Annotated in this window: 14 protein-coding genes; 13 read left to right on the top strand and 1 reads right to left on the bottom strand. The window is 42.9% G+C overall.

Annotated elements, in window-relative coordinates; translation table 11 throughout:
* Window positions 1–180 precede the first annotated feature (180 nt).
* A complete protein-coding gene (locus tag H6571_08985) occupies window positions 181–1,125 on the top strand; it encodes a YceI family protein (protein MCB9323855.1) in 945 nt (314 codons plus the stop codon).
* Between the two features lie 84 nt (window positions 1,126–1,209).
* On the opposite strand, the gene H6571_08980 is transcribed toward H6571_08985, so the two are convergent.
* Complete coding sequence (locus tag H6571_08980) at window positions 1,210–1,383, bottom strand: hypothetical protein (protein ID MCB9323854.1); 174 nt, start codon at window positions 1,381–1,383, stop codon at window positions 1,210–1,212.
* Between the two features lie 23 nt (window positions 1,384–1,406).
* Between H6571_08980 and H6571_08975 the strand changes: the two genes are divergently transcribed.
* From H6571_08975 to H6571_08920, 12 genes are all read left to right on the top strand, one after another.
* The gene (locus tag H6571_08975; GenBank protein MCB9323853.1) at window positions 1,407–3,428 is read left to right on the top strand and encodes a TonB-dependent receptor; all 2,022 of its coding nucleotides are present in this window, start codon (window positions 1,407–1,409) and stop codon (window positions 3,426–3,428) included.
* A 31-nt stretch (window positions 3,429–3,459) separates the two neighbouring features.
* Window positions 3,460–3,867, top strand: a complete 408-nt coding sequence (locus H6571_08970; GenBank protein ID MCB9323852.1) for a hypothetical protein — start codon at window positions 3,460–3,462, stop codon at window positions 3,865–3,867.
* A 37-nt stretch (window positions 3,868–3,904) separates the two neighbouring features.
* Window positions 3,905–4,684 (top strand): NYN domain-containing protein, encoded by a 780-nt coding sequence (locus H6571_08965; protein ID MCB9323851.1) that lies wholly within the window; start codon window positions 3,905–3,907, stop codon window positions 4,682–4,684.
* 69 nt (window positions 4,685–4,753) lie between these two features.
* Window positions 4,754–5,260, top strand: coding sequence for a hypothetical protein (locus tag H6571_08960; GenBank protein MCB9323850.1), 507 nt, complete (start codon window positions 4,754–4,756; stop codon window positions 5,258–5,260).
* 717 nt (window positions 5,261–5,977) lie between these two features.
* Complete coding sequence (locus H6571_08955) at window positions 5,978–6,538, top strand: RNA polymerase sigma factor (protein ID MCB9323849.1); 561 nt, start codon at window positions 5,978–5,980, stop codon at window positions 6,536–6,538.
* A gap of 3 nt (window positions 6,539–6,541) precedes the next feature.
* Window positions 6,542–6,865 (top strand): hypothetical protein, encoded by a 324-nt coding sequence (locus tag H6571_08950; protein ID MCB9323848.1) that lies wholly within the window; start codon window positions 6,542–6,544, stop codon window positions 6,863–6,865.
* Window positions 6,862–7,350 (top strand): hypothetical protein, encoded by a 489-nt coding sequence (locus H6571_08945; GenBank protein MCB9323847.1) that lies wholly within the window; start codon window positions 6,862–6,864, stop codon window positions 7,348–7,350. The genes H6571_08950 and H6571_08945 overlap by 4 nt, the downstream gene beginning before the upstream one ends.
* Before the next feature lie 43 nt (window positions 7,351–7,393).
* Complete coding sequence (locus H6571_08940) at window positions 7,394–8,641, top strand: DUF1566 domain-containing protein (protein ID MCB9323846.1); 1,248 nt, start codon at window positions 7,394–7,396, stop codon at window positions 8,639–8,641.
* Window positions 8,642–8,817: 176 nt separating this feature from the next.
* Complete coding sequence (locus H6571_08935) at window positions 8,818–11,085, top strand: CotH kinase family protein (GenBank protein MCB9323845.1); 2,268 nt, start codon at window positions 8,818–8,820, stop codon at window positions 11,083–11,085.
* A gap of 215 nt (window positions 11,086–11,300) precedes the next feature.
* Window positions 11,301–11,987: a hypothetical protein gene (locus H6571_08930; GenBank protein ID MCB9323844.1), complete on the top strand. Its 687-nt coding sequence runs from the start codon at window positions 11,301–11,303 to the stop codon at window positions 11,985–11,987.
* A complete protein-coding gene (locus H6571_08925; GenBank protein MCB9323843.1) occupies window positions 11,984–13,063 on the top strand; it encodes a c-type cytochrome in 1,080 nt (359 codons plus the stop codon). Before H6571_08930 ends, H6571_08925 begins: the two co-directional genes overlap by 4 nt.
* Window positions 13,060–14,433: a YHYH protein gene (locus H6571_08920; protein MCB9323842.1), complete on the top strand. Its 1,374-nt coding sequence runs from the start codon at window positions 13,060–13,062 to the stop codon at window positions 14,431–14,433. Before H6571_08925 ends, H6571_08920 begins: the two co-directional genes overlap by 4 nt.
* Window positions 14,434–14,435 lie beyond the last annotated feature (2 nt).

Here is a 14,435-nt window from a genome sequence, read left to right as displayed (position 1 = left end):
CATTGTTGGAAAATGCCCATTGAATTTTTCATAAAACAAGGTTATTTTAATTATATTACAACCTGTCAACAGTTTATGCAATAAAGGAGTGCTCTTAATCGTACTACCCTTATATTTTCTCAGGACAAAACTGATTTATTGATACGGTAATGCCCTATTTTATCATAAAAAAAATCTCCAATGGAAAAAAGATTATTCTCAATAGCTTCTACAGTTGTCCTTTTATTTTCGATTGTTCTTTTCTTTACGCAGTGCAACGCTTCTTCTGATAACAAAACAGCTTCCGTGGATGAAACAGAGGCTGTGGATACAATAATGCCTGCACCTATTACCGAGGAACCGGCACCCGAAATCGAGGAACCCGCACCCATTGCCGAGCAAGCAGCTCCCCAAACAGAAAAGATAACACAACCTGCCGCGGTGACAACCAAAAAAGAGCCCCAAAAAGGAGGGACCGTCAAGCCGCCCTCCGCTCCAGTGGAATCCAAGCCAACGCCTGTTGAAGCACCTGTAAAAACGGAACCGGTACACGTTGTGACGCCACCTCCGGCACCAGCCAAAGTGGATAAACCGGCCCCACCTGCGGAAACTGCCCCGATTCAGCAAACCACAAATTTTACTTTTAAAGCCAACAAGGCCCTTATCGAAGGGACCTCGACCTTGCATGCATGGGAATCAAAAATTACCAAAGCGGAAGGAAAAGGTAAATTCCAGTTGACTGGGAATGAACTGACAGCCTTAAAAGATGTAGAGATCAAAATGGCCGTGACCGGTATCAAAAGTAAGGAAGGCAAAAAGATGGACGACAAAACCTATGAAACCTTTAATTCGGATAAAAATCCTAACATCGTCTACAGTTTCAGCAGTGCCCAGGTAAAAATTGACAATGCGAAAAACGTTACTATTGAAACGTCCGGAAATCTATCCATGGCGGGTACGACAAAAGCTGTTTCGATTTCAGCACGTGGAAAAGAGTTGGCGAATGGTGATTTACAATTATCTGTTTCCAAAAAAATAAAAATGACCGATTTTAAAATGGAGCCGCCGGTCATGATGCTGGGCACTATTAAGGTCGGGGATGAAGTGACCGTGGTCTTTGATTTTGTGCTGGCAAAAAACAACTAAGGAGCGATAGACACAAATCTATATTTTAACCTTGTAAATCATTGGAAATTAGTGTTTTATCGTTGTTGAACCTACCCGCCTGTGTCAACAGGCAGGTAGGTTCAACATTTCCCTAAGCTCATTTTTAAAATAAAAAACCACCAAAACGGCCCCTTTTACCGGATACCAACCAATCACTATTTTTAAAAATGCTGGATGTTTGTAATTTGCAGCTTTTAAATGATCTTTTGTCATATCGTCAACCGGTTGGTTTTTCAAAAGACAGATTTTAAAGGTTGCCAATGAAGTGGTATTTAACGGTTTTTGTTTTATGTTGTGTATTTGTTGCTTACGGACAAGTGGTGGATAGTTTACTCTTCAATGAATTACAGGAAGTCGTCATCAGCGCCTATTTGGAAAATACACCTTCCGAGACCTCACTTAACATTGAACCCCTCAAGATTGAAGTCGCCAATCGATACGGCAGTTATAATTTAACCGAATTGTTATCAAAAACCCCTGGGGTGAGTATGCTCACCAGCGGGATCGCCATCTCCAAACCGGTGATCAGAGGCCTCTATGGAAACAGGATATTGGTTTTACTGGCAGGGCTGAAATTTGACAACCAGCAATGGCAGGAAGAACATGGCCTGGGACTCTCCTCCTTTGGACTCTCGAAAGTTGAGCTCATCAAAGGACCTATTGGCATCCTTTACGGGACCGAAGCCATTGGAGGCATCGTCAATTTAATCGAAGAAAAAAGGCCGGCTCCGGACTCGAGGGAAACGGATTTTGGGGTGCATTTTAATTCCAATACACTGGGGGGAACCTTGCAGGCAGGATACAAGGCCCGGAAAGGAAACAGGTGGTGGCGCATAAGAGGGGCCATAGAAAATCATGCTGATTATTCCGACGGAAACAGCAGCAGGGTGCTAAATAGCCGCTTTGACGGGTATTACCTCAAATCGACCTTCGGCTTTGAGCGCAACCACTGGACCTCTTCCAATAATTTTTCCAGCTCCTTCAATCGTTTCGGGTTTATTTTTAATGACGTTTATACCTTTATTACTGCGGACAAACGTTGGAGCAGGCGACTCAATGAAAATCCTGCACACCTTGTAATCCTCAATATTTTTTCTTCGGAGAATAAAATTTCCATCAGCGAACGGTCTAAACTGGAGGTGAATTTTGGGGTGCAATCCAATGAACGCATGGAGAACGAGGGCGGGGGGGCCATTAGTCTGAACATGCATTTACTGACCCTTCAAAATCTGATCAAATTTCATTACCGCCTGAATGACCGGAACAAGCTGATCTTTTCCAACCTCAATGTCCTCGAAGACAATACCAACTTCGGTGCCAGGAAAATCGTGCCCGATGCCATACTCCAGGAAAGCAACCTTTCGGTTTACCTTGAAAGCAATCCCGTGGAGGGGTTGGTCATTGAAAACGGACTGGGCGTGGGAGAAAAGTTCATTCATACCTATTTTACTATGAATGTGAACGGGCCGGGCAAAGAGGTTCAGCCTTTTAAAAAATGGTCTGACTATTACAATTTATACAGTGGTGTCACCTGGTTTCCTGACAAGCACTTCAATGTGAAAGCCAATTTTGCCACGGGAGTGAGGGTCGCCAACCTGGCAGAATTATCCTCCAATGGGCTGCATGAAGGCATTTTTACCTATGAAATAGGCGATCCCCATCTGAAAAACGAACAGATCTTTTCGCTTAATTTTTATCTCAATTTTTTAAGCCGTTACCTGGATTTGGCTTTTAGCCCCTTTTACAATTTTTTTAATGGGTACATTTATTTGACGCCGACCCCGGAACAATGGTTCGGATTTCCCGTGTATCGGTATAAACAGCAAAATGCCACCCAATACGGAACGGAATGTTCCCTAAAATTCAAACCACTAAAGCACCTTAATTTAGCATTGGATTATTCGGCTATGATGAGTAAAACCGCGGATGGGAACTTTACGCCTTATATTCCCGCCAAAAAACTTGTTACCGCCTTGTCCGGGGACCTCGGGAGGGATAAAAATTTTTCGGTCCGGTTTTTTACCAACCTGGAATACAATTTCGCTCAGGGCAATTCGGCACCTTATGAAATCAAAACGCCGGCTTATGGCATCTGGAACGCCGGGATATCCACTGAGATTTTGCTGGAGGATAAAACCTGGAACTTTGGACTGGCTTTTAATAATATCCTAAACAAGGCTTATTACGATCATTTATCGAGGTTTAAAAATTATGGTTTATTGAACATCGGGCGTAACTTTTCGCTCTATTGCAGGATAAAATTAGCACACACTTCATCTTAATATTTTTTTTCTAACCTAAATTTATTTTATTATGAACAAATTATTCTGTCTCATCACTTTGGTATGCGGATTAACATTAATATCTTCATGCGAAAAGGATGAAGGATTACTTCCGGAGATCAGCTTTAAAACAGGAGCGGCTTATACCAGCGCCGATGCCACCCTCGCAGGAGGAAGCAGCGTGACCATCGGGATCACGGCTTCAAAATCTGAGGACAAGGATGTATTGAAACAATTCAATATTTCAAAATCTGTTGATGGTGCGGCACCTGTTTCTGTTTTTGACAAATCCCTGACGGGATCCGAAGGCGATGCTTACGAGTATGATTTTACCACGACCCTGGAAAATGTTTCCGGGCAAACCGACGAATTTACCTTTACCGTGACCAATCGCGACGGCCTGACCAATCAGGTTTCGCTTACGGTGACAGTGCAGTAAACATCTTTTTGGGTTTATTGTGCCAAAATAAAATGATATGAATTTCAACCTGGCAGTACTCATTGATGGTGATAATATTCCATCAGCCTATGTGAAAGAGATGATGGAAGAAATTGCCAAATATGGCAATCCAACCATCAAGAGAATCTATGGCGACTGGACGAACCCGGGGTTGTCAAAATGGAAAAACCTGCTGCTGGAGAACGCGATTACGCCCATCCAGCAGTATGGTTATACCAAAGGAAAAAATGCCACGGATTCGGCCATGATCATCGATGCCATGGATATCCTGTATTCTCAAAAGGTGAACGGTTTTTGCATCGTTTCCAGTGACAGTGATTTTACCCGACTGGCCACCCGACTCCGGGAAGCCGGCATGCAGGTGATCGGGATCGGAGAAAAAAAGACCCCCAATCCTTTTATCGTGGCCTGCGACAAATTCATCTACATCGAAATTCTGAAAAATCAACCCAAAGAGGCTGAATCTGAATCTGAAAAGGATGCTCCTAAAGATTCAGTGGATAAAATAACGGCCAGGGAAATCAACCTAATTGCTACGACGATCACTGACTTATCCGACGACGACGGATGGGCCTTCCTGGGAGATGTCGGCAGCTTACTGCAAAAGAAACAGCCCAATTTTGACCCCCGGAACTATGGTTTTCAGAAGTTGACTCCATTGATGAAATCTATTGGCAAATTTGACATCGAACAAAGGGAGAGTTCAAAAAGCCGGTATAAACTGATCTACGTAAAAATCAAGGAAAAGGAAAAACCTAAACCTAAATCTAAACCTAAATCGCGCGGACGTAAATGAAGTGAGGTAATTGGTGAAGATTAATCTTCCGGAATAAACGGAAGGCCGTCCAGCCAAAAAAAAATAAAAATGGAAGAAAATTATTATGTCCATAATGCAGGAATGGTTCTTTTATGGCCCTACCTGGGGATGTTGTTCGAACGGGCGGGTTTGACGAGCAATGGCGAATTTCCTGATAATGAGGCCCGGCAGCAGGCTGTTCTTCTATTGGAATTTATCGTCAGCGAAGATGAAAATCCAGGCGACGACAAATTGTTATTTAATAAATTCTTGTGTGGTTATCCCCTGGATGCTCCCATAACCGTATCGCTTCAAATGGATGAAAACCTCGAACAACTTTGTAGTGGCTTGCTGGAGGCGGTAATTTCCAGTTGGACTATTTTGGGAAATACTTCCATTACCGGTTTAAGAGAAACTTTCCTGCTGCGGGAAGGTATATTGAATTTCAATGAAGACAATACAGACCTCAGGGTGACAATCAAACCCTATGATATTTTGCTAGACCAATTGCCCTGGAGTCTCTCCCCTGTAAAGCTCTCCTGGATACAACAAAACCTGATCGTGTACTGGCGCTAAAAATCAATAAATCACCAACAGATATTTTGGCAGGAAGGTCCACTGATTTCCTTCTCCTATGTGCCTATGTATTCTATGTGCCTATGTGTTAATTGTCTATGTGTTCTATGTATTCTATGTGCCTATGAGTTAATTGTCTATGTGTTCTATGTATTCTATGTGCCTATGAGTTAATTGTCTATGTGTTCTATGTATTCTATGTGCCTATGTGTTAATTGCCTATGTGGTCTATGTATTCTATGTGCCTATGAGTTAATTGCCTATGTGTTCTATGTATTCTATGTGCCTATGTGTTAATTGTCTATGTGTTCTATGTATTCTATGTGCCTATGTGTTAATTGTCTATGTGGTCTATGTATTCTATGTGCCTATGTGTTAATTGTCTATGTGGTCTATGTATTCTATGTGCCTATGTGTTAATTGTCTATGTGGTCTATGTATTCTATGTGCCTATGTGTTAATTGTCTATGTGGTCTATGTATTCTATGTGCCACTTAAAATTGATGATTATGAAATAAAAGAACCCCTGTTGAGTAAGAAAAATCTTCACAATCAATTCATCAAATAGAAAAAAGAAAGCGGTGGTGTAAATAAAATTAGAAATACATTTTTAGTATTATTGTTTTTCAATAACCAACCAATAACAAAAGGCTACAGTTATTCATTAACCCGCAGTTTGCTGTAATTGAATTCGATTGGATTGAAAAGTAAAAAAAATTGACAAAAGAACAAGAATTACTAAATTCCATAGTCAAAGGCGACCGGGATGCTTTCCGACAATTGTATGAATTGTTTTCCGACAAGGTTTATAATACCGCTATCAGTTATACGCAAAATGTACCCGATGCCGAGGAAGTCACCCAGGATGTCTTTACCAATATATTCCGCAATGCTTCAAAATTTAAGGGGGAAGCAGCTTTAAGCACCTGGATCTATCGCATCACCGTCAACACTTCCCTCAATCATATCAAAAGTAAAAAGCGATTTTCCTTCCTGAGTTTTGGCAGCCCTTCAATGGACGAACCCGACTTTGACCATCCCGGAATTTTACTGGAAAAAAAAGAAAATGCAAGGACTTTGTTCAAAGTCATAAACTCCCTGCCTGCCAATCAGAAAACGGCCTTCATTTTGAGTTTCGTGGAAGGATTGTCAAGGCAGGAAGTCGCTGATATTATGGAAATGAACTTAAAGGCAGTTGAATCATTATTGCAACGGGCGAAAAAAAATTTGAGAGAAAAATTAGAAAAAGTTTACCCGGAGCGAAGGAAAATCAAATAGGGATTGTCTAATAGAAAAATGGCTATGATGAAAAAAGATAAAGAAAAATGGATGGATGACGTTTTGGGCAGTTTGGAAGGGAGTAAACGAGCTCAGCCCAGTCCTGAATTATTTGCCAGAATTGAAAGCCAGATTGATGCGCCGGAAGCTAAAGTTATTCCGATAACTCAATGGAGAATCGCAGTAGCAGCAGCTATCCTGTTACTCATGTTGAATGTATTTGCTATGCGGCAATATGCTCATAGGTACGAGGTGAATACTGATGATTTGGTTGTGGAGGTCTCTGCTGATCAACAGCTTATTTCTAATTATAATCCTTATGAATGATGAAACAACTACAATTTTTTAAATATGCAGCGGGGATATTGGCCCTTTTAAACATAGCTATGCTTGCCTTCTTTTTTTTAACAAAACCACCTGTTCCTCCACCGATGAAAGGAGGAGCCCGACCCTTCCATCACCGGGCGGTTGAGCTCCTTGATTTAAATCCTGAGCAACAAGCAGCATTCAAAGATTTAGCCCGCCGGCACAGCCAGCTGATGCGATCCATCAACAGGCAGCAAAGTGACTGGATAGAGCCTTATTTCCAGGCGATTGTCGACACTTCAAAAGACTTGGAATCGAATGCCATTATGGATACGATATTGCAACTGGAACGCCGTAAAATTGAAGCTACGGCACAGCATTTTGAACAGGTAAAATCTTTGTTGAAGGAATCACAACTGGCTAATTTTGAATTGTTTGTTTCGGAATCCCTCAAAGTAATTCTCCCTGGCGGAAGAAATAATCAGCCGCCACCGAAGGATTTTTGAAATGGTAATGTCTAAAAGGAAAATAAATAATAAATATAGCTTTATGAAAAATATTGGATTTTTCCTTTTGCCAGCCTTTTTGTTCCTTTTTGCTACTTGTGAAAAGAATCCTGTTACCCCCAATCCCATAGATGATTTACCGGATATTGCCGGTTATCCCATTGTGGGAACCCATCAGACGGTTGCTTATAATAACCAAACCGAGATGGCTGTTCCGGGAATCGGGGATGCCTTTTATGGTCAAAATGCCAATTACCAGGGCATCGCTCCTTCTTATAAAGATAATGGGAATGGGACCATCACCGATCTTGTGACTGGTCTGATGTGGTCAAAAACGCCTGACATGGATGAGGATGGTGACATCGACGTGGCGGATAAAATGACGGCTGACGATGCTGTTGCCTTTGCCGCTTCCTATAAAGTTGGGGGGTACACCGACTGGAGATTACCAACGATAAAAGAATTGTATTCCCTGATTATTTTCAGCGGCGTGGATCCCAGTGGTTATGAAGGTACTTCCACGAGTGGATTGTTTCCTTTTATCAATACGGATTATTTTGATTTTGCCTATGGCGATACCGATGCCGGGGAACGTATTATCGATGCCCAATATGCCACTACCTCCATGTATGTAGATGGTAATTTATTATTCGGGGTAAACTTCGCCGATGGTCGTATTAAAGGTTACGGGCTGCAAATGCCTTTCGGGTCGGGAGAAAAAACTTTTTTCGTAATGTATGTGCGTGGAAACACCACTTATGGTGAAAATGATTTTACCGATAACGGCGACGGTACCATCACCGACAAGGCCACAAACCTAATGTGGATGCAGGATGATAACGGAGCAGGGGTTTATTGGGAAGAGGCGCTGACCTATGCCGAAAATTTTGAATACGCAGGTTATACGGATTGGCGTTTGCCGGATGTCAAGGAGCTGCAGAGTATTGTCGATTATACCCGTTCACCGGGCACCACCCATTCTGCCGCTATGGATCCGTTATTCCATTGTACGGAAATGATCAATGAGGCCGGCCAGTCAGACTATCCATTTTTCTGGTCCAGTACCACACACAGCAATTGGACGAATATGGCCGGCAACCATGCCGCATACGTTAGCTTTGGCCGAGCTTTGGGATATATGAGCGATTGGGTGGATGTACACGGCGCCGGAGCTCAGCGCAGTGATCCTAAAACCGGAGACCCAGCCGATTTTTCAACAGGTTTTGGCCCTCAGGGCGATGCCATTCGCATTTACAATTATGTGCGACTGGTGAGAACCATCCAGAATTAAGGGGAGGATGGTATGAAAAACATCAGCGAAATCACTTTGATACAAAAAGTGTGCGGTAGTGAAACCTGCCTTAATGCTTCTTTGGGTAGAACTACTTAAGATTTTATAAAAATTATATTCACCAAATAATGTCATAGGCATTGCTGTCTAAAAAGGACAAATAGCAAAAAACAATTATGAAGTATTTATTTTTTTCTCTTTTGATTTTGGCGGGAACCATGTCCCATGCGCAGGACTTTTACCACCTCAACACCATTCAAACCATTGAAATTACCTTTGCCCAAAGCAACTGGGACCAGTTGCTGGATAATGAATACGCCAGCAATGGCGGCTATATCATGGCTCAAAGCATCAAAATCAATGGAGTCGAATTGGACAGCATTGGCGTGAAATACAAAGGCAATAGTACCTACAGTCCCAACCAGGTCAAAAATCCGTTTCACATTGAACTGGACACTTACAAAGAACATTCCTATGAGGGATACACGGATATAAAACTAAGCAATGTCGCCAAAGATCCTTCTTTTCTGAGGGAAGTCCTGTCGTACCAGATTTTACGGCAATATATGGATGCCCCGCTTTCCAATTTTGCCAATGTTTATGTCAATGGAACCTTGATCGGATTGTACACCAACTCCGAAGCGGTGTCCAAAAAATTTGTCAAAAGCAGGTTCTACTCCAATGACAATACCTTTTTTAAATGCAATCCGCCCGATGGGGCCGGGCCACAATCCAGTGCTTTACCTAACCTGGTATATTTGGGCCAGGACAGTTCCGCGTATTACGACGCTTATGAATTAAAGTCTGATGACGGATGGGGTGAATTGATAGACCTCTGTGATACACTTATTAATAACATTAATGATATTGAGCAAATCCTCGATGTTGACAGAGCTTTATGGATGCTTGCGTTTGATAATGTTTTGGTTAACCTGGATAGTTATATTGGTGGATTTGCTCAGAATTATTATTTATACCGCGATGATTATGGACGCTTCATTCCGGTAGTTTGGGATTTAAATGAATCTTTTGGGCGCTTTTCTATGACTGGATCAGGCAACCTCAATACCATAACCGCTAAAAGACAAATGAGCCATCTACTCAATGCCAATGATGCCGACTTCCCGCTCGTCCAAAAGTTGCTGAGTGTGCCCATGTACAAACGGATGTATCTTGCTCACGTCAAAACCATCCTCCTGGAAAATTTTGATAATGATACTTATTACCTTACCGGGCAATCCCTTCAGACCCTCGTTGATGCAGCCGTTCAGGCAGATAACAACAAATTTTTCACCTATAGTAATTTTATCAGCAATTTAACCAACGATATTACTGGCGGCCCTGGACCCGGCGGCGGCTCTACACCTGGCATTACCAGCCTCATGGATGGAAGAAATACCTATCTTTTGGGATTGCCGGATTTTACGGCCACCGCACCTGTCATTGACAATATCGTTTTATCCAATGAGACGCCTATCATCAACGAAACGATTACCCTTTCAGCATCCGTTACTGATGCCAATGCAGTATATCTCGGTTTTCGAAGTGAATTGGGAGCTCCTTTCACCAGAATGCAAATGTTCGATGACGGGGCGCATAATGATGGTGGAGCCAATGATGGCACTTATGGGGTAGCGTTGGAAATAAATAACTCCTTTATCCAATATTACCTCTATGCGGAAAACAACACCATTGGGATGTTTTCCCCTGATCGGGCAGAGCATGAATACCATACGATAACTGCGACGACCTCCAGCCCGACGGTGGGTGACCTGGTGATCAATGAATTTATGGCTTCCAATGAAACAACGGTGGCAGACCAGGATGGTGAATATGATGACTGGATAGAATTGTTCAACAACAGTGCCTCAGCCATTGATTTGGAAGGATATTTCCTTTCCGATGATGCCAACGATCTCATGCAATGGGCCTTTCCTGCCGGCACCACCATCGACGGAAACGGTTACGTAGTGGTTTGGGCCGACAATGATGAAGAACAGGCTGACCTTCATGCTAATTTTAAATTATCAGCATCGGCAGAGTCCGTTTTTTTGGTAAATGCTTCAGGGGTTATCGTCGATGAAGTGAGTTTTGTGGATCAGACCGCAGATATTTCCTATGGCAGATACCCAAATGGTACCGGAAGTTTTCAGACGATGACGCCAACTTTTAACGGAGAAAATAATGGAACCACGGCTACGTCAAATCCAACTTTGGAATCTATCGCCATTAAAGCCTCTCCTAACCCGGCAAAAACATCTTTTTATCTGGAGATCAGTGCATTGGAACAAAAGGAAAGAGCCGTGTCTGTGTACAACCTGAACGGAACAGTATTGTATCAACAATCTATTCTAAACAATACCTGGATTGATACGTCAGATTGGACGCCCGGAATGTATATCGTCAGGGTGGATAATGCTTTTTTGAAAATGGTGATTCATTAACCTTTTCGTCCCGAGGTGACATCTTCGCCTCCCCTGTTACCCGAGGTGACATCTTCGCCGGGCAGGTTGTGCAAAAGCAAAAGGTGTCATCTCGTACTGTTAAAAGGTGTCATCTCGAACAAAAGGTGTCATCTCGAACACTGTTACCCGAGGTGACATCTTCGCCGCGCAGGTTGTGCAAAAGCAAAAGGTGTCATCTCGTACTGTTAATAACAATGATAAAATTTACCGTATTAATTGCTTTCCTTTTTTCTTCAATTCTTTCCTGTGCACAACAGGGAGCCACGATTTATTTTATACCTGAGATGAATGATCAGCCCTTGGTCCCGGGCGAAAATGATTACTTGCCGGAAATCAGGGATAGTGTAAAAATTGAAGCACTGAAATTTTATATTTCCGATGTACAGTTTTTTCAGGACGAACAATTGGTTTATACTTTGGAAAAAAAACACCTGCTTATCGATGTGGAAAAGCCGGAATCGATGGTCATTGATTTCACCTCAAAAAACCAAATGAAATTTGACAGGATCAAATTCAATATCGGCATCGACAGCCTGACGAATGTCTCCGGAGCTTTTGGCGGGGATCTGGATCCAACCAATGGCATGTACTGGACATGGCAAAGTGGTTACATCAATTTTAAGTTGGAAGGAGTAGCTAAAATTTGTCCGGCCAGAAATCATCTGTTTCAGTTTCATCTGGGCGGATACCAGGCGCCTTTCAATACGCTGCAACAGGTGACGCTGAAAACTGCCAAAGGTGAATCTGTTAAAATAAATATTGCCATTGATAAACTGTTGACCCAAATTGATTTAGAAAAAACGTATCAGGTGATGAGTCCCAATAACCAGGCGATGGAAATGGCTAAACTGATCCCTTCAATTTTTACCATAGCGGAATGAAGATGAAATTTCACTTATTATTGTTCATAACCTGTTGCTGTTCGGCTTTCGTCGCGGGGAACATAATCTGGTTGCAATACCCGGAATATTTCCCGGCTCCTGAATACGATTTTAACAAAAATCCATTGTCCAAAGCAAAAATTGAATTGGGCAGAGCCTTGTTTTACGACCCGGTTTTATCCAAAGACAATACGATTTCCTGTGCTTCCTGCCATTCCCCCTACAATGCTTTTGCCCATACGGACCACGATTTGAGTCACGGCATCTATGATCAGATCGGGACCCGCAATGCGCCCGCCCTCTTTAACCTCGCCTGGCAAAAGTCTTTTATGTGGGACGGGGCGATCAATCATCTCGATATGCAGGCGCTGGCACCCATCAGCCATCCCGGGGAAATGGGCGAAAACCTGGAGAACGTGGTGCTTAAATTGCAAAAGAAAAAAGTTTATCCTGGGCTGTTTTTCCAGGCGTTTCAGGATAGCGTGGTCACCGGTGAGCATATTTTAAAAGCCTTATCTCAATTTCAACTGACCCTGGTATCAGCAAATTCGAAATACGACGACGTAAAAAAGGGGGGAGCCCAATTTACTGAGCAGGAAAAAAAAGGGTATGTATTATTTCAAAATAAATGCAATGCCTGTCATACGGAGCCCCTGTTTTCAAATTATGGTTTTGCCAATAATGGTCTTCCTGTGGATACGACCCTGAATGACTACGGAAAATGGAAAATCACTCAACAACCCAGTGACAGTTTGCTGTTTAAAATACCTTCTCTCCGCAATTTGAGTTACACCTATCCGTATATGCACGACGGGCGGTTTAAAAAACTGAGCCAGGTACTCCGTCATTACACCGACGGAATAGCGCAAAACAAAACCCTGGCCGATGAATTAAAAAAAGGTGTTCCACTCACGGAGGTGGAGCAGGCGGACCTGATTGCTTTCCTGCTGACGCTCAACGATAAAACATTTGTTTTCGACCCCGATTTTCAATTTCCTAAAAAAATATTTTTCCCGACTGAAGGATTTAAAAAAAAACATTGTCTAATTCAAAAACAAAAACATCCATTGACATGAAGAAATTTCTGTTTTCTATTGCCTTGTTAAGTTATGTGTTGATAAGCTACGCCCAAGACCATCCGGCCATCACCTCCTGGCTACAAAACACTACCCAAACCGGTAGCTATTATATGTCCGGCAACCCGACGCCCATCGATAATGGTATTTTGACCAATTGCCAACAGGTGGAATATTCCGAGGATTATGTGTATGTGTCCACCCATGGCATACCCTCCTATCCGACGGGGCCCTTTCTTGACGGCAATCCTTCCCTTGCGGAAAATCAAAACGCAATTTTCAAATTTCCGCTTAACCCTCAGCCTAATAGTGGTACCCCAACACCTACCAATGGAGGCAATATCGGAGTTTTTATCAATGGAGTAGCTCTTTTTGACTACCGCGACGGGGTGGGGTGGAATTCCGCTACCAATGCCCTTTGCGGAGGACCTGGCAATCCGCCTTGTCCCGGTGGCCCCATGGCGGGATCGAATTGGATGAGGGATGCGGTTCCGGCAGAAAGAGGCGGTTTCGATTGTGCCAAAGGGCATCCTGCGATGGGCAATTACCATCATCATCAAAACCCCTCCGCTTTCAAATTGGACCTGGAGGTAGTTTCCAATATTTGTAATTTGTATGATGCCGAAGGCTTGTACGTTATTGATGAAACCCAACATTCCCCCTTGATAGGATTTGCCTATGACGGTTTCCCGATTTATGGTGCCTATGGTTATAAAAATGCAGATGGGACCGGCGGCATTACTCGCATTAAATCAGGGTATCAATTAAGGAACATCACCACCAGAACCCACCACGCCGACGGAACGGATGTGCCCGACGGACCGAATGTCAATGGCACCTATTTTTTGGGATATTTTAGAGAAGATTATGAATTCATCTCCCATCCCGATCAGGCAGACTACCTGGACGAACACAACGGGCGATTTTGTGTGACGCCGGAGTATCCGGAAGGTACCTATGCTTACTTTGCCACGGTGGATGAAAACTGGAACTCCACTTATCCTTATGTGGTGGGGCCTACTTTTTATGGGGTGGCTGCCAATAGAAAAGTCAATTCGATCAATGAAGCCACAACAGTATATTCAGGCACTACCGGAATTACGGAAAATGAGTTTAAGCAAATGAACATTTCCATTTTCCCCAATCCTGCCTCAGACCTCATTGCCATCCAGCTCAGCAACCTGGTGGAAGATGACCTGCTTGTTGAATTATTGGATATTTCCGGGAAATTGGTCAATTCAACAAAAGTGAACAAGGGCAGTACCATCGCCTATTTTGATGTACAGACGGTATATGCCGGTACTTATTTTATCAGAATCTCGAACAACAGCCTGAATACCACTAAAAAGGTGATCATAACAAAACAGTAAGA

The organism is Lewinellaceae bacterium (genome assembly GCA_020636105.1).
In the GTDB taxonomy this organism is placed as follows: Bacteria; Bacteroidota; Bacteroidia; order Chitinophagales; family Saprospiraceae; genus BCD1.
This window is presented reverse-complemented; position numbering and strand designations above follow the sequence as displayed.